Consider the following 20,077-nt stretch of genomic DNA (forward strand, 5'->3'; position numbering starts at 1 on the left):
GCACGATATGCTCGCTCGATTCGGGGTGAAGGGGGGGCTCCGCATGATGCTGTTTCGACAAACCATTCGCCGCCTGCTTCGCACGCCGGGGTTCACGATTACAGTCGTCCTCATGCTCGCGGTCGGCATCGGCGCGACGACCGCGATGTTCTCGTGGGTCCATACCGTGTTGCTTCAGCCGCTGCCCGTGCCCTCGCCCGAGCAGCTCGTGAACCTCAGCGCGCCGGGCCCGAAGCCGGGCTCGACGAGCTGCGCCCTCGCCGGAGACTGCCCCGACGCGATCTTCAGCTATCCGACGTTCCGCGATCTCGAAGCAAGGCAGGACGCCTTCACGGGGATCGCGGGTCACCGCTTCTTCCGTGCGAACCTCGCTTACGACGGAAGGACGCTGGCCACTGCGGGTCTACTCGTATCAGGCAGCTATTTCGACGTGCTCGAGCTCGAGCCTGCCGTCGGGCGTCTCATCGCGCCCGCCGACGAGCCGCGCATCGGCGAATCGGCCGTCGTCGTGCTGAGCTACGACCATTGGCAAAACGCTTTCGGCGGCGATCCGGGCGTCGTCGGACGCACGCTCGTCGTGAACGGGGCGTCACTCACGATCATCGGCGTCGCGCCTCGAGGGTTTTCGGGCACGACGCTCGGCGCGCAACCGAAGATCTTCGTGCCGCTCTCGATGCGCTGGACCATGGAGCCGACGGTACGGCGGGACGCCGAGAATCGGCTCGCGTATTGGGTCTACGCCTTTGCCCGCCTGCGCCCCGGCGTCACGATCGGAGAGGCTGCGGCCGCGATCAACGTGATCTATCGCGGGATAATCGAGGAGATCGAAACGCCGCTCGTTTCCTTCCTGCCTCCCGAGAGGCTCGAGCAATTCAAGCAAAAGCAGATCGTCATCACGCCCGGCGCGCACGGCCAGAGCGAGATCCCGCAGAATGCGCGCCGGCCGCTCACGCTATTGCTCGGAGTAACAGGCCTCGTGCTCTTGATCGTCTGCGTCAACATTGCAAACCTCGTGCTCGCGCGCGGCATCGCACGCACGGGCGAGCTCGCGGTCCATGCGGCGATCGGCGCGAGCCGCCGGCATCTGCTCCAGCGGCCGCTCGCGGAGGCGGCCGTGCTCGCGGTCGTCGGCGGGCTCGCGAGCTTGCCGGTCGCCGCGCTCATCCTCGGAGGCATCCAGGCGATGCTTCCGGGCGCGGAGGCCAGGACCGGCTTCGATATCGAGCTCGACGGGGCCGTGCTCGCGTTCGCGGCGGGGATTACGCTCGTCACGGCTCTGCTCTTCGGCTCGATTCCCGCGATCAAGGCAATGCGCACGGATCCCGGCCGCGTCGTGAAAGGGCAGGCTTCGCTCGCCGCGAGCGGGCGCGGCATGACGAGATTTCGCGGCTCGCTCGCAACGTCTCAGGTCGCATTGTCGATGCTGCTGCTGGCGCTCGCCGGGCTCTTCACGCAGAGCCTCATGAACGTCGCTCGCGTGAATCTCGGCATGGACATCGATTCGCTCGTCACCTTCACCGTAGCGCCCCGTCTGAACGGCTACGGCACCGAGCGCACGATGAACGTCTTCGATCGCCTCGAGGAGGCGCTCGCCGCGGCGCCCGGCGTCGTCGCGGTCGCCTCCGCATCGGTGCCGCTCATCGCCGATAACGACTCGCGCGTCAGTCTGACGGTACAAGGCTTCGATGCCGGTCCAGGCACCGACACTAGCGCGTCTACCAACGAAGTCAGCGCCGGCTTTTTCGGCGCCATGTCGATTCCATTGCTGGCCGGGCGAGAGTTCGGACGTGCCGACGGCCTCGGCGCGCCAAGCGTGGCGGTCGTGAATCAGGCCTTCTTGCGAAAGTTCGGCTTGGGAATGGATGCCGTCGGCACGCGCTTCGGCGAGGGCCGCGGCAACGGTGTCGATCTCGATGTCGAGATTGTCGGCATCGCGGCCGATGCGAAATACAGCAGGGTCAAAGACGACGTCCCGCCTCAGTACTTCCTGCCCCGGCGCCAGGACGACAACATCGGCGCGCTCGCATTCTATGTGCGCGGCGCGGTCGGCCCCGAGACGCTGTTTGCGACTGTCCGGGGTGTCGTGAACGCAGTCGACCCCGCGCTGCCGGTTGCGAATCTCATGACGATGGAGACGACCGTCGAGAACAATGTCTTCCTCGACCGGATCGTCGCGCTGTTCTCGGCGGCGTTCGCCGGTCTCGCGACGCTGCTCGCGGCGGTAGGCTTGTACGGCGTGCTCGCCTACAACGTGGCGCAGCGCACCCGCGAGCTCGGCGTGCGGCTCGCGCTCGGCGCCACGCCGGGCCGCCTGCGCGGCCTCTTCTTGCGACAAGCCGGCTGGATCGCGCTCATCGGCATGCCGATCGGACTGGGCGCGGCTCTTTTCGTCGGTCGCGCGCTGGCATCCCTGCTGTTCGGGCTTTCAGGAAGCGACCCCGGCGCGCTCGCGGCCGCGGCGCTCGTGCTCGTGTGTGTCGTGGCGGCGGCCGGCTACCTGCCGGCGCGGCGCGCAGCGCGCGTCGTTCCTATGGAGGCGTTGCGCTACGAGTAGCCGCGCCTGCTCAATCCGCCTTGATTGCAGCCGCCGGCTCGATGGCGAGCGCCCGGCGGACCGGCCGCATGCAGGCCGCGAGAGCCGAGCCGATCAGCAGCGTGGAGACGATGACGAGCGAGCGGCGGCGGTCGAGAACACCTCCCAGCGTTCCTTCTCCTCGGCAAACCGGCGTCGCCCGCGCTTCGTCAGGCGATAGACCTGGCCGAGGGACAATCGGCAGCCTGGCTTAGGCTACTACACGGTCGCGCTCAGCGGCCTCACGATGTGCTCGCTCGACTCCTGGAGGAGTTGGCCCGCCGCGAGCCTCTTGTCCTCGATGCCGAGCAGGATCGGCTCGGCGTTGCGGCGGTAGATGTTGGCCTTCGCATTGAAGACCTGCCTCGAGATGCCGTGCTTGTCGTTGACGGTGATTCGGCGGACCGTGAACTGGCCGTTGCGCAACCGCGTGCCGGTGAGATAGGACTTGATCGAGTCGACCCGCTCGCCAGCAAGCTCGAGCCCCTGCAGCTGATCGAGGTTGGCCGTGGCGCGCAACACGAAGTCCATGGCGTCCATCGTCGTCGTGCCGCCGCCGGCGCGCTCGACGTCCAGCGTGAAGTCGCCGACGAGGATCTGATTCGGCAGCGCGCGGTCGATCATCCTCGCAAGCTCGACGGTGACGTCGCCGACGAGGTAGTTGTAGAGCGTGGGGTTCAGGCCCTCGGACTGATGGAACTCGTAGCAGCTCCCGATGTGGAAGCACGCGCGCAGCTTCGGCACCGAATTGCACGTGGCCTTGTGGCGGGCGATCGCGTTGTCGGCCAGCACGAGGTACATCAGGTGATAGAGATTGATGTTCGCTTCGAGATCGAGGTCGCGGTTCCAGATGTAGAAGCCGTCCCCGGTCGTCGAGCGCGCGAAGTCCACGCCGATTTTCTTGTCGAGGAGCTTGCTTTGAGCGGCGTTCACGGAATAGGAGAGGCTGTTCAGCTGCGTCATCTGCTCGAACGGGCTGAGCAGCCCGAAGCCGACGATGTCGAAGAGCGCGACCGCGCGGCTCGGCACATAGGTGATGCTGTAGCGCTTGATCATCGCCTCGACGATGCGCTCGTGCGCCGGGTGCGTGCCGAGCGGCGCGCGCAGCTGCAAGTGCGTCTTCTCCGCACCGAGGAGCCGCACGACGTTGTCGAGGTGCCGGGGGCTCAAGCGCCTGCGGCCGGACAGCAGGGCCTTGAAGAAATCCTCGGAAGGGCCTACCCGTTGCTCCGCGCCGGCACCCGCCGTGCCGCGCCGGGTGACCTCGGCCACGGCGTAGTGCGGGATCACGACGAGGGAGATCCCGTCCGCCTCCGGGCACCAGCAGAGGATGACGTTTTGCCCGAGGCCCCACAGACGGTGGAGGCACTTGTCGAGGTAAATCAGGTCGCTGCGCTCCTTCAGGCTCATCTCGGCCGTGATGGAGGACAGCGCGTCCAGGTACCTTCCGACGCTTGCGAGCCGGAAGATCCCCGAGTCGTCCGTAAAGCTCATAACGGCCCCTCCAAAAGAGGCCCGGCAGCCAGCAACGACGCGGACGCCTGTGCGTGCCGCGCGACCGACCACCGCCCCATTTTCCCCTCTCTCCCCGGCCGTTCTATGTGAGTGCTTCCGCGACGGCTCGAGGGAACCATTTCAAGTGTACAGAATTTCGCCAGTCATTGAAGAAAATCGCCTCCGGTTGCCGGGCCGCGGTGCGAACGGGATAATCGCTGCCCGCCGTCTGGCGCGGAGATTTGCAGGAACGCCACACTGGGGAAACGCATGGCTCAGGACGATTCGAACAAGGTCGATCCCCGACGCTGGTCGCGGATCGTCGTCGACGGCGTCGAGCAGGCGCCGAGCCGCGCCATGCTGCGCGCCGTGGGCTTCCGCGACGAGGACTTCGGAAAGCCGCAGGTCGGCATCGCCTCGACGTGGAGCATGGTCACGCCGTGCAACATGCACATCGACCGCCTCGCCCGCGAGGCCGCCGCCGGCGCCGACGCCGCGGGCGGCAAGAGCGTGCTCTTCAATACGATCACGCTGTCCGACGGCATCTCTATGGGCACGCCGGGGATGCGCTACTCGCTCGTCTCCCGGGAGGTGATCGCGGACTCGATCGAGGCCGTCGTCGCCGGCGAAGGCTTCGACGGCTTCGTCGCAATCGGCGGCTGCGACAAGAATATGCCGGGCTGCGTCATGGCCATGGCCCGGCTCGACCGTCCGTCCGTGTTTGTCTACGGCGGCACGATCCAGCCCGGGCCGAAGCACCGGGACATCGTTTCCGTGTTCGAGGCCGTCGGCGGGTATGCGTCGGGCAAGATCAGCGCCGAGGAGCTCAAGGAGGTCGAGTCCACGGCGATACCGGGGCCCGGCTCCTGCGCAGGCATGTATACGGCGAACACGATGGCGTCGGCGATCGAGGCGCTCGGCATGAGCCTCGCGAACAGCTCGGCGCAGGAGGCGGTGTCGACGGCGAAGCGGGACGACTGCCGCCGTGCCGGCGAGGCCGTCGTCGAGCTGATCCGCCGCGGCATCAAGCCGTCCGACATCCTGACGAGGGAGGCCTTCGAGAACGCGATCGCCACCGTGATCGCGCTCGGCGGCTCCACGAACGCCGTGCTGCACCTCCTTGCGATCGCGCACGACGCGCGCATCGAGCTCGCGCTCGACGACTTCTCGCGGATCGGTGCGCGCGTCCCCGTGCTGGCGGATCTCCGCCCGAGCGGCCGGTACATGATGTCGGAGCTGATCCGGATCGGCGGCATCCGGCCGCTGATGAAAACGCTGCTGGATGCGGGGCTGCTGCACGGCGGCTGCCTCACGGTCACGGGCCGGACGGTCGCCGAGAACCTCGCAGACGTCCGGCCGTACCCCGAAGGGCAGGACATCGTTCGGCCGCTCGACGATCCGATCAAGGCGGACAGCCACCTCGCGATCCTCTACGGCAACCTCGCGCCGGAAGGCGCCGTGGCGAAGATCTCCGGCAAGGAGGGCATCCGCTTCGAAGGGCGGGCGCGCTGCTTCCCGTCGGAGGAGCAGGCGTTGCGCGCGATCCTCGACGGCGGCGTCGTCGCGGGCGACGTCGTCGTCATCCGTTACGAGGGCCCGAAGGGCGGCCCGGGCATGCGCGAGATGCTGAGCCCCACGGGCGCCATCATCGGCCGCGGGCTCGGCGACAAGGTCGCGCTGATCACCGACGGCCGGTTCTCCGGCGGAAGCCACGGCTTCGTCGTCGGCCATGTCACGCCCGAGGCCGCCGTCGGCGGCCCGATCGCCGCGCTCGAAGACGGCGATCGCATCGTCATCGACGCCGAGAAGAAGACCATCGACGTGCTGCTGTCGTCGGACGAGCTCTCGCGGCGGCTCGCGGCCTGGACTCCGCCGCGACAAGCCGAGCGAGGTTTACTCGCCAAGTACGCCGCGCTCGTCAGCTCGGCTTCCCGCGGCGCCGTCACGGTGCCGCAATGAACTAAGCGAGTGCCGGAAACGCCCGAAGCTCGCGTCCGGTATCGGCGGACGCCAAGGAATCGTCAGCGATGGTCATGATGGTGCACCGCAGCGTCGCCGCGGAGCAGAGCGTGGAGACGCCGTATCCGGAGTCGCCGTGGGTCGTGATGAAGTTCGGCGGCCGGAGCGTCGCCACGGCCGAGAACTGGGCGAAGATCGCCGGACTGATCCGCGCCCGGCTCGACGAAGGCGTCGTGCCGGTGATCGTGCATTCCGCGCTCGCCGGCGTCTCGAACGCGCTGATCGCGGTGCTCGATGCCGCCGAGCAGGGCGACTCGGTCGATGACGCGCTCGCGCAGATCAGAAAGCAGCACGTCGACCTCGCGCGGGCGCTCGGCGTCGACGCGGGCATTCTCGACGACCTCTTCGAGTCTCTCGGGCAAACGATCGCCGGCGCCCGGCTGATCCGCGAGGTCAGTCCGCGCGTGCACGCGCGCGTGCTCGCCGCGGGCGAGCTCGCCGCGACGACGCTCGGAGCGGCCTACCTGAACCGCGTCGGGCTGCCCGCCGTTTGGCAGGACGCGCGCACCTTGCTGACCAGCACGAGCTCGCGCAACCAGACGGAGCGGGCGCAGTTCCTGTCGGCGCGCTGCGATTACGCGCCGAACGCCGAGCTCCAGAAGCGCTTCGCCGCGGTCAAAGGCTTCGTCCTCACGCAGGGCTTCATCGCGCGCAACGCCCAGGGACAAACGGTGCTGCTCGGCCGCGGCGGCTCCGATACTTCCGCCGCGTACCTCGCCGGCATGCTCGAGGCGCGGCGTCTGGAGAACTGGACGGACGTGCCCGGCTTCTTCAGCGCCGATCCCAAGACCGTGCCGTCCGCGCGGCTCATCCGCAGCCTGCACTACCAGGAGGCGCAGGAGATTGCGTCGGCCGGCGGCGGTATCCTGCATCCGCGCAGCATCTCGCCGGTGCGCGGCTCAGGCATTCCGCTGTTCATCAAGTGCACCGCACACCCCGAATGGGAAGGCACGGTGATCTCGGCCGCGCCCGGCGACGACGTTCCGCAGCTCAAGGCGATCTCCCATCGCGGCGGCATCACGCTGTTCGCGTTGGAGTCGATGGAGATGTGGCATCAGGTGGGCTTTCTCGCGGAGGCGTTCGCCTGCTTCCGCGAGCACGGCATCTCCGTCGACCTGATCTCGACGTCGGAGAGCAGCGTCACGGTGTCGGTCGACGCGAGCGCGAACAGCGCGGACCTACCGACCCTCGAGGCGCTCGCCGAGGATTTGCGCCGCCTTTGCCGCGTCACGCTGATCCACGATTGCGCGGCGATCACGTTGGTCGGCCGGCGCATACGCACGATCCTGCATGAGCTGAGCTCGGTGCTCGAGCTTTTCGAGGAGTATCAGGTCCACCTCGTGACGCAGGCCGCGAACGATCTGAACCTGACTTTCGTCGTCGGCTCGGAGCACGCCTATCGCCTCGTGCAGCAGCTGCACGGCCTGCTCGTCAGCCGCTTCGAAGGCGGCGTGTTCGGTGCGACGTGGGAGCAGCTGTCGGCCGGAGTGCCGGCCCCGCCGCCCCCGGCGAAGCCTTGGTGGATGGATCGCCGCGACGAGCTGTTGCGCCTCGCGCACGAGCGCGGCGCCGCCTACGTTTACGACCGCCGCACGATCGAGAAGGCGATCGACGCGCTCGGGTCGCTGCGCTCCGTCGACGCGGTCTTCTACGCGATGAAGGCGAACGCGAACCCGGACGTGCTGCGCATCGTGCGCTCCCGCGGCGTGAATTTCGAATGCGTGTCGCCCGGTGAGATCGAGCGGGTGCTGCGCCTCTTTCCGGACATCGACCGCAAGCAGGTCCTGTTCACGCCGAACTTCGCACCCCGGACCGAGTACGAGTGGGCGCTGGAGCAGGGCGTGTGGATCACGCTCGACAATCTGTATCCGCTCGAGTTCTGGCCCGCGCTCTTCGGCGGCGCGGAGCTTTTCATCCGGATCGACACGGGGCAAGGACGCGGGCACCACGAGCACGTGCGCACGGCGGGCGCGCATTCGAAGTTCGGGGTGCCGCTGTTCGAAGTGGACGAGCTGCAGCACCTGGTCCGAAAGGCCGGGGCGAAAGTCGTCGGCCTGCATGCGCATACCGGCAGCGGCGTGCTCACGCCGGAATCGTGGCGCGACACGGGGCAGCAGCTCGTCGCGCTCCTCGAGCGGTTTCCGGACGTGCGCTACCTCGATCTCGGCGGCGGCTTGGGCGTCCCGGAGAAGCCCGGGCAGCGGCCGCTCGACCTCCGCGCGCTCGACGCGTCCCTCGCGGAAGTCAAGGAAGCGTGCGCCGGGCTCGAGATCTGGCTCGAGCCGGGCCGCTTCGTCGTCGCGCAAGCCGGCGTGCTGCTGACGCGCGTGACGCAGACGAAGGGAAAGGGCGACATGCAATACCTCGGCGTCAACACCGGCATGAACAGCCTGATCCGGCCGGCGTTGTACGGGGCGTATCACGAGATCACGAACCTCACGCGGCTCGGCGATGCGGCGACCGAGGTCGTCACCGTGGTCGGGCCGATTTGCGAGACCGGCGACCGCTTGGGATCCGACCGTCTGCTGCCGGTCAGCGCCGAAGGGGACGTGATCCTGATCTCGAACGTCGGTGCCTACGGCTTTGTGATGAGCTCGCGCTACAACCTCAGGGAGCCGGCAGAGGAAATCGTGATCTGAAACGCGCGGCCGCTGCTGGCGGCGGACCGCGGGGCGGCACTACACTTTCGCTTCCCGGGGGAAAGTCACGGTCAGAGTCATGGAAACCTGGCCGCGACGACGCCGGTTCACTACGGACGAGTATCACCGCATGGCCGCGGTCGGCCTACTCGCCGGGAACGTGCGGGTCGAGCTGGTCCAAGGAGAGATCCTCGACATGCCTCCGATCAATGCCGGACCGGCGAGCCTCGTCGACAAGCTGAACCGGCTGTTGGTCCGGGCCGTCGAAGACCGGGCGATCGTGCGCGTGCACGGCACGGTGTGTCTCGATGCCGACACCGAGGTCGAGCCGGACATTGCGCTGCTCGCGCCGCGCGCGGACTTCTACCGCGCCGCGCATCCGAAGGGGACGGATACGTTCCTCGTGATCGAAGTCGAGGACGACGGGCTGCAGCACGTTCTCGACGTCGAGCTTCGCCTCTACGCCCGTCACGGCGTGCCGGAGGTATGGGTCGTCGACATCGCGAGCGGCGAGCTCATCAGCTACCACAGGCCCTCCGCGGGAACCTATCTGAATCGCTCGGCCAGCCGCGCGCCCGGCGTCGTGCCGCTCGCGGCGCTGCCCGGCGTCCATGTGAATCTGTCGGAGCTCTTCACGAGCTGATTCCCGCCGGAGCGGCCGCCGCGCGTGCCCGTCCGGCCGCACAGCCGGCGCGGGCGGCGGCCGTCACAGCCGCGGTCCGGGCGGCGCCGCACAGCGGTGACCGGAGCGGCGGCCGCACGGCCGCGGCGCTTGCCGGCAAAGCGTAGCGCAAGCAGGGCCTAAGGCGGCGGCGCGGGCGGACGCGCTCGGCCTTTGATCAGCGGCCGGCGTGCCGGCGCTCGAGCTCGGCGACGACGTCCTCGAGACGCAGATCGCGCAGGCGCAGCAGGAGCAGCAGGTGATAGACCAGATCCGCGGCCTCGGCCGCGACCCGCTCCCGATCTTGAGCGGCCGCGGCGAGCGCGAGCTCGACGCCTTCCTCGCCGAGCTTCTGCGCGACTTTCACGACGCCCTCCCGGGCGAGGCGGGCCGTGTAGCTCTCCGCGGGAGCATCCGCGGCCAGACGCTCGTCGATGACGCGCTGCAACGTCTCGAGAAACGCGGTGTCGCTCATTGCGGCGGCTCCCCTGCCGGAGGGCGGACGGCGATGCCAGCGCCGAGCAGGTAGCGCTTCAGCTCCGGAATCGTGATCGACGCCGAATGGAAGACGCTCGCGGCGAGCGCCCCGTCGACGCGCGCCCGCTCGAAGACGTCCTTGAAGTGCTTCATCTCGCCCGCGCCGCCTGAGGCGATCAGCGGCAGGCGCACCGCGTCGCGAACGAGCGCGAGCTGCTCGAGGTCGTAGCCGCGGCGCACGCCGTCCTGGTTCATGCAGTTCAGCACGATCTCGCCGGCGCCTCGGTCCTCGGCCTCGCGCACCCAGTCGAGCGTGCGCCTCCGCGCCGGACGCGTGCGCTCGGGATCTCCGGTGTATTGGTAGACGTAATAGTCGCCGTCCTCGGCGCGCGTATCGACGCCGATCACGACGCACTGCGACCCGAAGCGGCGGACGAGCCGGTCGATGAAGTCCGGGTTCTCGAGCGCCGGCGAGTTCACCGAGATCTTGTCCGCTCCGAAATTCAGGATCGCCTCGGCGTCCTCCAGCGTGCGGATGCCCCCGGCCACGCAAAACGGGATGTCGAGGATGCGCGCAACGCGGTTGACCCAGCTGCGATCGACGGTGCGCCCGTCGGGGCTCGCGGTGATGTCGTAGAACACGAGCTCGTCCGCGCCCTCGTCGCGGTAGCGCTCCGCGAGCTCGAGAATGTCGCCCATCACCCGGTGGTTGCGAAACTGCACGCCCTTGACCACGCGGCCGTCACGAACGTCGAGGCATGGAATGATGCGTTTCGTCAGCATGGCTCAAGAAGCATGGCTCAAGAATACGCGGCGATCTCGGCGACGCTCAGCCGCCCCTCCAGAAGGGCCTTGCCCGAGATCGCCGCGGCGACACCGGTGGCGGCGAGCGCCGCGAGATCGGCCGCGTCGCGAATGCCGCCGGAAGCTTGCAGTGCGAGCGCCGGCCACCGGCGCACGCATTCAGCGTAAAGGTCCACGTTCGGCCCGCCCAGCATGCCGTCGCGCGCGACGTCGGTGCAGAGCACGTGCCGCAGCCCGTGCGGCGCGAACCGCTCGACGGCGTCTGACAGCGTGAGCTCCGACGTGCGCCTCCAACCGTGCGTCGTGACGAACGGCGTGCCGGCGCCGTCGATTCGCACGTCGAACCCGAGCGTGAGGCGCTCGGCGCCGAACGCCTCGAGCCAATCCGCGACGCGCTCGGGCTCGACCACCGCAAGGCTGCCGAGGACGACGCGGTCCGCGCTTTCGAGCGCGCGCTCGAGCGCCGCGCGGTCACGGATGCCGCCGCCGAGCTGCACCTGCAAGCCCTCCGCACGCATCGAGCGCACGAGCGGCAAGTTCGCCGGCGCGCCGGCCGCGGCGCCGTCGAGATCGACGACGTGCAGCCATTCGGCGCCGAGCGCGCGGTAGCGCGCGGCGAGCGCGATCGGGTCCGCGTCGTAGCGCGTCTCCTTCTCGAAGTCGCCTTGGAGCAGGCGAACGCAGCGTCCGCCGCGAATGTCGATCGCCGGGATCAGCCGCATCGCTCACATGCTCAGGAAGCTCTCGAGCAGCCGCGCGCCGAGCGTCGAGGAGCGCTCCGGGTGGAACTGCGCACCGAAGAAGTTGTCGTGCTCGACGATCGCCGAGAACCGGATGCCGTGCTCGGAAACGGCGCGCGTGTACGGCCCGATCGGGACCGCGTAGCTGTGCAGGAAATACGCGAACTCGCCGTCGGCGAGCCGCTCGGTGAGCCGGGAGCGTCCCGTGACGGTCACCCGGTTCCACCCCATGTGCGGCACGGACACGTCGCTCGACCGCGGGAAGCGCACGACGTCGGCCGGGATCACGCCGAGGCATTCGGCGTCGTCCTCCTCGGAGGACCGGAACAGAAGCTGCATGCCGAGGCATATGCCGAGCACCGGGCAGCGCAGCGACCGCACGACATCGGCGAGGCCCGCGTCCGTGAGACGCTCCATCGCGTCGCGGGCAGCACCGACGCCCGGCAGGATCACATGGCTCGCCGCGCGCACGCGGTCCGGGTCGGTGGTGACCGGCGCGTTCACGCCGAGCCGCTCGAGGGCGAAGCCGAGCGACGCGAGATTCGCGCCGCAGCACCCGATCACGACCGGGTCGGCGGGCCGCGGCGCGGGCGTGCGGGCCGGGGCGCGCGAGGTCACAGCTTCCCCTTCGTCGAAGGCAGCGCGTCGCCCGTACGCGCGATCGCGCGCCGCAACGCCCGGGCCACGCCCTTGAAAGCCGCCTCGACCATGTGATGGGTGTTCTCGCCGCGCAGGCGAATGTGCAGCGCGGCCCCGAGCGCCTCGGACAGCGAGCGAAAGAAATGCGGCACGAGCTCGGTCGGCAGCTCGCCGACCCGCTCGCGCGTGAACCGCCCCTCGAACACGAGATACGGGCGTCCTCCGAGATCGATCGCGACTTCCGCATCCGCCTCGTCCATCGGCAGCAGAAAGCCGTAGCGCTCGATACCGCGCTTCTCTCCGAGCGCGCGCCGCAGCGCCTCGCCGAGCGCGAGCGCGACGTCCTCGACCGTGTGGTGCTCGTCGACGTCGAGGTCGCCGCGGCATTCGACCTTCAGCGCGAAGCCCCCGTGCTTGCCGAGCTGCTCGAGCATGTGATCGAAGAAGCCGATGCCGGTGTGCGCGACGGGCTCGACCTCGCGGTCGAGGTCGACGTCGACGCGCACGTCGGTTTCGCGCGTCGTGCGCCGGACGCTCGCGGCGCGCGGCCGGTCGAGGAGCGCATGCGCGACGCCCGCCCAGCTCTGCTCCGCGGGCCCTTGCTTCGCGACGACGAACCCCGCGATGCCGATGTTCTCGGCCAGCTCGAGCTCCACCGCGCCGCGGCCGACGACGGCCGAGCGCTCGCGATCCATGACGCCGGGCGCGAGGAACTCGCGCACGAGGCCGACGGCCGGCGGCCGGCAGCCGCAGGCCTCCTCGTCGGCATGCGGGCAGACGAGCGCCGCCGCGAACGCGATGCCCTGCGACGCGAACAGGGCGCGCAGGTACGCGTCGGCGCGCTCGAAGTCCGGTCGCCGGAAGCTTTCGCCGCCGAGCCCGGGCTGGCGCGAGACGATCACGATCTCGTAGCCCGCCGCGTGCAGCCGGCCGAGCGCGGGAATCACGCCGGGCATCGGCAGCACCTTCTCCGGGGCATCCACCCGGCCGTCGGCGGGCGCCTCGATCAACGCGCCTTCGCGGCCGACGAAGAGCACCTTACGCATCGCCGAGCTCCTTCGCGCCGGCCACGGCCTGCAGCAGCCGATCGTTGTCCTCGGGCCGGCCGACGGTGATCCGCACGCAGTTGGCGAGCGCATCGTCGGCGAACGTTCGGACGAGAATGCCCGCGCGGTGCGCCGCGTCGCGGAAGCCGCGACCGTCGCGGGCGCGCACGAGAATGAAGTTCGCGGCGCTTGGATACACCTCGAGCACCTGCGGAACGTCGAGCAGCGCGCGCGCGAGACGCTCGCGTTCGCGCTTCAGGACGGCGATCCGCTCCTGCGATACGCGCAGCGAATCCGCGGCGAGCGCCTTCAGAACGAGCTCGATCGACGGCGTCGGGAACGTATACGGCGGAAGCACGTTGCCGAGGAACTCGACGACCTCGGCGGCCGCGATCAGCGCGCCGCAGCGCACTCCGGCGAGCGAGACGAACTTCGACAGCGTCCGCAGCAGCACGACGTGGTCGTAGCGCTGCTGGAGGTCGAGATGGTTTTCGTCGGCGAATTCGTGGTAGGCCTCGTCGATCACGACGAGCGCCTTGCCGGCGAGCGCGGCGCAGATCGTCTCGACGTCGGCGCGCGGGACCGAGTGACCCGTGGGGTTGTTCGGCGTGCAGAGGAAGACGATCTTGGTCGCGGCGTCCACCGCGTCGAGCACGGCGGCCGTGTCGAGCGCGAAGCCCGCGTCGCGCCGCAGCGGAACGTGAACGATGTCGGCGCCCTGGATCGTCGCGTAGACGCGGTACATGTCGAACGTGGGCGGGCAGATCAGAATCTTGTCGCGGCCGGCGCGGCAAAAGCCGCGGATCAGCACGTCGATCGCCTCGCTGCTGCCGCGCGTGACGAGGAGATCCCGCGGGCGGGCGCCGTAGTGGGCGGCGAGCCGGTCGCGCAGCGCTTGCGGGCGCGGCGGCGGATAGACGTTCAGCCCGCGCTCGGTCGTGTCGCCGGGCGCCCGCCATGGAGACTCGTTCGCGTTCAGTCGAACGTATCCGGGCTCGTACGCGCCCGGGACGTAGGGGCGCAGCACGCGGAGATCCGGGCGCGCGAGATCGAGCACGCTGCCCGCCGGCTCGGTGCGCACATCGTCGGGCGGCGTCTCTTGCCGAACGTCGCTTGCGCTCATGCAGCGTCTCCGGCCAGATCGTCGAGGCGCGTCGTGACCGCGCGCGCGTGCGCGTCGAGGCCTTCGAGCTCGGCGAGCGCGGCCGCGACCGGGCCGATCTCGGCGAGACCGGCCGAGGTCAGCTCCTGCACCGTCATCGAGCGAACGAAATCGCCGACGCCGAGTCCCGAGCTTCGGCGCGCGTAGCCGTAGGTCGGCAGGACGTGGTTCGTGCCGCTGCAATAGTCGCCGACCGACTCCGGCGCCCAGGGCCCGAGAAACACCGATCCCGCGGCTTCGACGCGGGACAGCGCTTCGCGGGGGTGCGCGACCTGGAGAATCAGGTGCTCGGGCGCATAGGCGTTCGAGATCGCGAGCGCGGTGTCGAGATCGTCGACGACGATCGCGGCAGAGTGGGCGAGGGCGGCGTCGACGATCTCGCGGCGGGTCAGCCGCGCCTTCTGCGCGGCCACCTCGCCGGCGACCTGCGCCGCGAGGTTCGCGCTCGTCGTGACCAGCAGCACTTGGGAGTCGGCGCCGTGCTCGGCTTGCGACAGAAGGTCGGCGGCGACGAACGCGGCGTTGGCGGTCTCGTCGGCGATCACGAGCACCTCGGACGGACCGGCCGGGAAGTCCCGCGCCGCGCCGTCGGGGTCGGCGTCGACGAGCGCTTTCGCCGCCGTGACCCAGCTGTTGCCCGGACCGAAGATCTTGTCGACCTTCGGCACGGTCTCGGTGCCGTAGGCCATCGCCGCGATCGCCTGCGCGCCGCCGACGCGAAACACGCGGGTTACGCCCGCGACGCGCGCTGCGTGCAGCACGGCGGCGTCGACGCGCCCGTCGGGCTGCGGCGGGCTGCACAGGATCCGAGTGCGGCAGCCCGCGAGGCGGGCGGGAATTCCGAGCATCAGGGCCGTCGACGGCAACGGCGCGGTGCCGGCCGGCACGTAGAGACCGACGCGCGGGATCGGCCGGCTCACGCGCTCGCAGCGCACGCCGGCGGCCGTCTCGACGTCGATGTCGGCCGGCACCTGCGCACGATGAAAGGTTTCGATGTTGCGGGCCGCGGCCTGGATCGCCGCGCGCTGCGCGTCGGTCAGCGCCGCCTCGGCCTGCTCGATCTCGTCGCGGCTCACCTCGAGAGACGCGACGTCGACGCCGTCGATCTCGCGCGTCAGCCGCCGCAACGCCGCGTCGCCGTCGCGCCGCACTTCGGCGACGATCTCCGCGACGCGCGCCCGTTGCGCGTCGTCCGCCGCGAGGGCAGGGCGGCGCAGCAACGCCGTGCGCGAAGCGTCATCCAGTCGGCCCCAGAACAGCGGGGTCAGCACCTCGTTTCGGAAAATGGTGTCAGACACCTTTTTTGGGTCCTCTGATCCGTCTCCATGCGAAAAAGGTGTCTGACACGATTTTTTCGCGAAAAGGGTGTCTGACACCGTTTTTCGGTTTCGGCTACGCGAGCATCTTTTCGACGGGCAGCACGAGCATCGAGCTCGCGCCGGCTTCCTTCAGCTGCTCGAGCGTCTCCCAGAAGACGTTTTCGCGGCAGACGGCGTGCACGGCGACCTTGTCGTCGCGACCTTCGAGCGGGATGATCGTGGGCGCCTCGCTGCCGGGCAGCAGCGCGGTGATCGCCTTCAGCGCGTTCCGCGGCGCATGCAGCATGATGTACTTGCTCTCGCGCACCTGAAGCACGCCCTCGATGCGCATCAGCAGCCGCTTCATCCACTGCTCCTTCTCCGGCGGCGTCGCGGCCGGCGTACGAATCAACGCCGCGCGGCTTTCCAGGACCCGTGCCGCCTCGACCATCTGGTGCGCGCGCAGCGTCGCGCCGGTGGACACCAGATCGCAGATCACGTCGGCCTTGCCGAGGCTCGGCGCGATCTCGACAGCCCCCGAGAACGCCACGACTTTCGCGTCGATCTCGTTTCGACGCAGGTAGTCCGCCACGATCCGAGGGTAGCTCGTCGCGATCCGCTTCCCGCGCAGCGACTCGGGGCCCGTGAACTCGAACCCCTCGGGCACGGCGAACGACAGGCGGCACTGACCGAAATCGAGCGTGCTGACCTGCTCGAACAGTCGGGTCTCGCCGCGCTCGATCAGCTCGAGACGCCGTTCCTCGATCACGTTGAGGCCGGCGATGCCGAGATCGCAGACGTTTTCCTGCACCAGCCCGGGGATGTCGTCGTCGCGGACGAGGAGCACGTCGATCGGCATGTTCTCGCCGTAGCAGATCAGCCGATCCCGCCCGCGCGAATAGCTCAGGCCGCAGCGGACGAGCATTTCCATCGAGTGCTCCGTCAGGCGGCCGGACTTCTGCACCGCGATCTTGATCCGCGCGTCCTGGTCAGTCTGCATGCTCCTGTCTCCCGGAGTTCGGCGAGGCTGCCGGCCGCGTGCGCTCGAGCGCCGTACGGTACCCGCCGTTGCCGTTGCTCAGGAACCTCGCGACCCGACCGATGGTCGTGACCGAGACGCCGGTGAGCTCGTGAATTCTTCGATACGGGACGCCGTCCTCGAGGTAGGCCACGACGGACCAGCGGTCGACGAGCGCCTCGAGCTCGGCCGGCGTGCACAGGTCGGCAAAGAACCTGCGACATTCGGCCTCGGTCTCGAGGCTGAGAATCGCTCGATAGAGGCTCGCCTCCGCGCGGGCCGCGGCCCGTGCGTTTCCGCGGTGATGATGCTTCATCGGAGTATCCGAGGCGCCCGGCCCGGGCGTTCCAATGTATTAACGCGCTGTTACATTAGCACAGCCGCGGCGGGCCGGTCAACGGCCGGCGGCGCCTAGCCGCTCGACGACCGCCGCGCCGAAAGCCTGCGTGCCGACCGGCGCGCGTCCCGGCACGGCAACGTCCCGCGTGCGCAGGCCGGCCTCGAGGCAGCTCTCGACCGCACGCTCGATCTCGGCCGCCGCGCTTTCGGCGCCGAGCGAGTGGCGCAGCAGCATTGCAGCGCTCAGGATCGCACCGCACGGATTCGCGGCGTCGCGGCCCGCGATGTCGGGCGCGGATCCGTGGATCGGCTCGTACAGGCCGACGGTGCCTTCGCCGAGAGACGCCGACGGCAGCAGCCCCATCGAGCCCGCCAGCATCGACGCCTCGTCGGTCAGGATGTCGCCGAACATGTTCTCCGTGACGATCACGTCGAGCTCGGCCGGGCGGCTCAGGAGATGCATCGCCGCCGCGTCGACCAGCAGGTGCTCGACCTCGAGCTCCGGAAACTCCTCGGCGAAGACACGGGTCGCGGTATCGCGCCACAACCGCGAAGTGTCGAGCACGTTCGCCTTGTCGACCGAGGCGATCTTCCGGCGGCGCGCGGAGGCGAGCCGGCCGGCGACGCGGCACACGCGCTCGATCTCCTCGACGCCGTACTCGCACGTGTCGAACGCGGACGTGGCCGTGCGCGCCCGCTTGCCGAAATAAATTCCGCCGGTCAGCTCGCGGACGACCATGATGTCGACGTTCGCGAGACGCTCGGCCTTCAGCGGCGAGGCGTCGGCCAGGTAGGGCAGGGTCCTGACCGGCCGCAGATTCGCGAAAAGCCCGAGCGCCTTGCGCAGGCCGAGCAGGCCTTGCTCCGGACGCTGTGGAACCGGGACGTCGGCCCACTTCGGCCCGCCGACGGCGCCGAGGAGGACGGCGTCCGCGGAGCGGCACGCTGCAAGCGTCTCCTCGGGCAACGGCGAGCCGGCCGCGTCGTACGCCGCTCCGCCGATCAGTGCCTCGCGAATCTCGAGATCGAGGCCGGCGCGGCGCGCGGCCGCCTCCAACACGGCCGTGGCGGCGGCCGTGACCTCCGGCCCGACGCCGTCCCCGGGCAGCGTGACGACGAGCGTCATCGTCGCGCCTCGAAGGCCGCGATCGCCTCGTCCTGCTCGAGCAGAAAGCCGAGCTGATCGAGGCCGTTCATCAGGCAATAGCGCGAGAACCGGTCGATCGGGAACGCCGCACGCGCGCCGGTCGGGAGCTCCACGCTCGTCGTCTCGAGATCCACCGTGATCTCGGCGCCCGGATGCTCGAGCAGCCAGGCGTGCGTGTCGGGATCGACGATGACGGGCAGCAAGCCGTTCTTCAGTGCGTTGTTGCGGAAGATGTCCGCGATCTCCGTGCTCACGACGGCGCGGAACCCGTAATCGAGCAACGCCCACGGTGCATGCTCGCGGGACGAGCCGCAGCCGAAGTTGCGGCCCGCGACGAGGATTTCGGCGCCTTCGGCTTCCGGTCGATTGAGCACGAAATCCGGCTTCGGTGCGCCATCCGACGAGTAACGCCAGTCGGCGAAGAGGTGTCGGCCGAGCCCATCCTTCGTGGTCGTCGTCAGGAAGCGGGCCGGGATGATTTGATCGGTATCGATGTCCTCGAGCGGCACGACGACCGTGCGCGACCGAATGCGTTTGATCGGCTCCACTGCGGCTACCTCATGTCCGGCACCAGGTGGCGGGGGTCGGCGACGGCGCCGTTGATTGCGGCCGCGGCGGCGGTCAAGGGGCTCGCGAGAATCGTGCGGGCGCCGCTGCCTTGCCGGCCCTCGAAGTTGCGGTTGCTCGTGCTGACGGAGAGCTTCCCGGCCGGCACCGTGTCGCCGTTCATCCCGATGCACATCGAGCACCCCGGCTCGCGCCACTCGCCTCCGGCCGCGCGGAAGATCTCGTCGAGCCCTTCGGCCTCGGCCTCGCGCTTCACCTGGTCTGAACCCGGCACGACCATCAAGCGGACGTGCTCGGCGACCTTGCGGCCCTTCAGGAGCTTCGCCGCCTCGCGCAGATCGCTCAGGCGCCCGTTCGTGCACGAGCCGATGAAGACGACGTCGACCGGCGTGCCGAGGAGCGGCTTGCCCGCCTCGATGCGCATGTAGTCGAGCGCCTTGCGGAACGCGGCGTCGCCGCCGTCGGGGACCGGCTGATCGACCTCGACGACCATGCCCGGATTCGTCCCGAACGTGATCATCGGCGCGAGCGCGGACACGTCGATCCGCACCTCGCGGTCGAAGCGAGCGCCCGCGTCGCTCGAAAGCGTGCGCCAGCGTGCGACGGCCTCGTCCCAGTCTGCACCTTGCGGCGCGAGCGGACGGCCGGCGACGTATTCGAACGTCGTGTCGTCCGGCGCCACCATGCCGGCGCGCGCGCCGGCCTCGATCGACATGTTGCAGACCGTCATCCGCTCCTCCATCGTCAGGGCGGAGATCGCCTCCCCGCGATACTCGATCACGTGGCCGGTGCCGCCGCCGACGCCGATCGTGCCGATGATCTTCAGGATGAGGTCCTTCGCGGTCACGCCCGGCCGCAATCTTCCGGCGACGTCGATCGCGAGCGTCTTCGGCCGGCGCTGCAGCAAGCACTGCGTCGCGAGCACGTGACCGACCTCGGTCGTGCCGATACCGAACGCGAGCGCGCCGAACGCGCCGTGCGTGCTCGTGTGCGAGTCGCCGCAGACGATCGTCTTGCCGGGCTGCGTGGCGCCGAGCTCGGGGCCGATCACGTGGACGATGCCGCGCCGACGGCTCCCGAATCCGTGCAGCTCGATGCCGAACTCCTTGCAGTTCTCCTCGAGCCGGCGGACTTGCCGCGCAGCGGCCGGCTCGCTGACGACCTCGAGATCCTTCAACGACGCGATCGGGACGGTCGGCGTGGAGTGGTCGAGCGTGGCGAGGGTCAGATCGGGCCGACGGACGCGAAGGCCGCGCGCGCGCAGCACGTCGAACGCCTGCGGGCTCGTGACCTCGTGCACGAGGTGCAGGTCGACGTACAGGACCGCCGGCGTATCCTCGGTTTCCGGGGACACGACGTGCGCATCCCAGACTTTGTCGAACAGCGATTTCGGTTGCATCTCTTCTGACATCCGTGATTCGACGCGAACGCGGGCCGTTCCCGCGAGCCCGCCGT

General features: G+C 69.4%; 17 protein-coding genes. 4 read left to right on the plus strand and 13 right to left on the minus strand.

The window, feature by feature from the left end:
• Positions 1-43: 43 nt before the first annotated feature.
• Complete coding sequence (locus tag VF329_04610) at positions 44-2,554, plus strand: ABC transporter permease (protein HEX7080272.1); 2,511 nt, start codon at positions 44-46, stop codon at positions 2,552-2,554.
• A gap of 237 nt (positions 2,555-2,791) precedes the next feature.
• Here VF329_04610 and VF329_04615 read toward each other — a convergent pair whose 3' ends face one another.
• A complete protein-coding gene (locus tag VF329_04615; GenBank protein HEX7080273.1) occupies positions 2,792-4,066 on the minus strand; it encodes a hypothetical protein in 1,275 nt (424 codons plus the stop codon).
• 270 nt (positions 4,067-4,336) lie between these two features.
• On the opposite strand from VF329_04615, the gene ilvD reads away from it, so the two are divergent.
• The 3 genes from ilvD (at position 4,337) to VF329_04630 (ending at position 9,367) form a co-directional block, all read left to right on the plus strand.
• Positions 4,337-6,025: a dihydroxy-acid dehydratase gene (gene ilvD, locus VF329_04620; protein HEX7080274.1), complete on the plus strand. Its 1,689-nt coding sequence runs from the start codon at positions 4,337-4,339 to the stop codon at positions 6,023-6,025.
• Positions 6,026-6,093: 68 nt separating this feature from the next.
• Positions 6,094-8,724 (plus strand): bifunctional aspartate kinase/diaminopimelate decarboxylase, encoded by a 2,631-nt coding sequence (locus tag VF329_04625; GenBank protein ID HEX7080275.1) that lies wholly within the window; start codon positions 6,094-6,096, stop codon positions 8,722-8,724.
• A 79-nt stretch (positions 8,725-8,803) separates the two neighbouring features.
• Complete coding sequence (locus tag VF329_04630; GenBank protein ID HEX7080276.1) at positions 8,804-9,367, plus strand: Uma2 family endonuclease; 564 nt, start codon at positions 8,804-8,806, stop codon at positions 9,365-9,367.
• 196 nt (positions 9,368-9,563) lie between these two features.
• On the opposite strand, the gene hisE is transcribed toward VF329_04630, so the two are convergent.
• The 12 genes from hisE to leuC all read right to left on the minus strand — a co-directional run bounded on the left by hisE (position 9,564) and on the right by leuC (position 20,021).
• A complete protein-coding gene (hisE, locus tag VF329_04635) occupies positions 9,564-9,860 on the minus strand; it encodes a phosphoribosyl-ATP diphosphatase (protein ID HEX7080277.1) in 297 nt (98 codons plus the stop codon).
• Positions 9,857-10,645 carry an imidazole glycerol phosphate synthase subunit HisF gene (hisF, locus tag VF329_04640; GenBank protein ID HEX7080278.1) on the minus strand — a complete coding sequence of 263 codons (789 nt, stop codon included), beginning with the start codon at positions 10,643-10,645 and terminating at the stop codon, positions 9,857-9,859. The genes hisE and hisF overlap by 4 nt, the downstream gene beginning before the upstream one ends.
• 17 nt (positions 10,646-10,662) lie before the next feature.
• Positions 10,663-11,388: a HisA/HisF-related TIM barrel protein gene (locus tag VF329_04645; GenBank protein HEX7080279.1), complete on the minus strand. Its 726-nt coding sequence runs from the start codon at positions 11,386-11,388 to the stop codon at positions 10,663-10,665.
• A 3-nt stretch (positions 11,389-11,391) separates the two neighbouring features.
• On the minus strand, positions 11,392-12,024 hold the full coding sequence (hisH, locus tag VF329_04650) for an imidazole glycerol phosphate synthase subunit HisH (protein HEX7080280.1): 633 nt from the start codon (positions 12,022-12,024) through the stop codon (positions 11,392-11,394).
• Positions 12,021-13,091 (minus strand): bifunctional histidinol-phosphatase/imidazoleglycerol-phosphate dehydratase HisB, encoded by a 1,071-nt coding sequence (gene hisB / locus VF329_04655; protein HEX7080281.1) that lies wholly within the window; start codon positions 13,089-13,091, stop codon positions 12,021-12,023. Before hisB ends, hisH begins: the two co-directional genes overlap by 4 nt.
• Entirely contained in the window at positions 13,084-14,214 is a 1,131-nt protein-coding gene (gene hisC, locus VF329_04660) for a histidinol-phosphate transaminase (GenBank protein HEX7080282.1), read from the minus strand. Before hisC ends, hisB begins: the two co-directional genes overlap by 8 nt.
• Entirely contained in the window at positions 14,211-15,551 is a 1,341-nt protein-coding gene (gene hisD / locus VF329_04665; GenBank protein ID HEX7080283.1) for a histidinol dehydrogenase, read from the minus strand. Before hisD ends, hisC begins: the two co-directional genes overlap by 4 nt.
• Positions 15,552-15,645: 94 nt before the next feature.
• Positions 15,646-16,551: an ATP phosphoribosyltransferase gene (gene hisG, locus VF329_04670; GenBank protein HEX7080284.1), complete on the minus strand. Its 906-nt coding sequence runs from the start codon at positions 16,549-16,551 to the stop codon at positions 15,646-15,648.
• Complete coding sequence (locus tag VF329_04675) at positions 16,541-16,885, minus strand: YerC/YecD family TrpR-related protein (GenBank protein ID HEX7080285.1); 345 nt, start codon at positions 16,883-16,885, stop codon at positions 16,541-16,543. Before VF329_04675 ends, hisG begins: the two co-directional genes overlap by 11 nt.
• Before the next feature lie 78 nt (positions 16,886-16,963).
• Positions 16,964-18,034: a 3-isopropylmalate dehydrogenase gene (leuB, locus tag VF329_04680; GenBank protein HEX7080286.1), complete on the minus strand. Its 1,071-nt coding sequence runs from the start codon at positions 18,032-18,034 to the stop codon at positions 16,964-16,966.
• Positions 18,031-18,603: a 3-isopropylmalate dehydratase small subunit gene (gene leuD / locus VF329_04685; GenBank protein HEX7080287.1), complete on the minus strand. Its 573-nt coding sequence runs from the start codon at positions 18,601-18,603 to the stop codon at positions 18,031-18,033. The genes leuB and leuD overlap by 4 nt, the downstream gene beginning before the upstream one ends.
• Positions 18,604-18,608: 5 nt before the next feature.
• Entirely contained in the window at positions 18,609-20,021 is a 1,413-nt protein-coding gene (leuC, locus tag VF329_04690; protein ID HEX7080288.1) for a 3-isopropylmalate dehydratase large subunit, read from the minus strand.
• Between the last annotated feature and the right edge of the window lie 56 nt (positions 20,022-20,077).

This window comes from Gammaproteobacteria bacterium (genome assembly GCA_036381015.1).
Classification (GTDB): Bacteria; Pseudomonadota; Gammaproteobacteria; order Steroidobacterales; family Rariloculaceae; genus ZC4RG20.

Excerpts from the sequence above, each read along its gene's own strand:
- VF329_04610 (HEX7080272.1), top strand. The coding sequence starts at position 44 with ATGATGCTGTTTCGACAAACCATTCGCCGCCTGCTTCGCACGCCGGGG.
- hisF (HEX7080278.1), bottom strand. The coding sequence starts at position 10,645 with ATGCTGACGAAACGCATCATTCCATGCCTCGACGTTCGTGACGGCCGC.
- VF329_04630 (HEX7080276.1), top strand. The coding sequence starts at position 8,804 with ATGGAAACCTGGCCGCGACGACGCCGGTTCACTACGGACGAGTATCAC.
- hisG (HEX7080284.1), bottom strand. The coding sequence starts at position 16,551 with ATGCAGACTGACCAGGACGCGCGGATCAAGATCGCGGTGCAGAAGTCC.
- ilvD (HEX7080274.1), top strand. The coding sequence starts at position 4,337 with ATGGCTCAGGACGATTCGAACAAGGTCGATCCCCGACGCTGGTCGCGG.
- leuC (HEX7080288.1), bottom strand. The coding sequence starts at position 20,021 with ATGCAACCGAAATCGCTGTTCGACAAAGTCTGGGATGCGCACGTCGTG.
- VF329_04645 (HEX7080279.1), bottom strand. The coding sequence starts at position 11,388 with ATGCGGCTGATCCCGGCGATCGACATTCGCGGCGGACGCTGCGTTCGC.
- hisB (HEX7080281.1), bottom strand. The coding sequence starts at position 13,091 with ATGCGTAAGGTGCTCTTCGTCGGCCGCGAAGGCGCGTTGATCGAGGCG.
- leuB (HEX7080286.1), bottom strand. The coding sequence starts at position 18,034 with ATGACGCTCGTCGTCACGCTGCCCGGGGACGGCGTCGGGCCGGAGGTC.
- VF329_04615 (HEX7080273.1), bottom strand. The coding sequence starts at position 4,066 with ATGAGCTTTACGGACGACTCGGGGATCTTCCGGCTCGCAAGCGTCGGA.
- hisE (HEX7080277.1), bottom strand. The coding sequence starts at position 9,860 with ATGAGCGACACCGCGTTTCTCGAGACGTTGCAGCGCGTCATCGACGAG.
- VF329_04625 (HEX7080275.1), top strand. The coding sequence starts at position 6,094 with ATGGTCATGATGGTGCACCGCAGCGTCGCCGCGGAGCAGAGCGTGGAG.
- hisC (HEX7080282.1), bottom strand. The coding sequence starts at position 14,214 with ATGAGCGCAAGCGACGTTCGGCAAGAGACGCCGCCCGACGATGTGCGC.
- VF329_04675 (HEX7080285.1), bottom strand. The coding sequence starts at position 16,885 with ATGAAGCATCATCACCGCGGAAACGCACGGGCCGCGGCCCGCGCGGAG.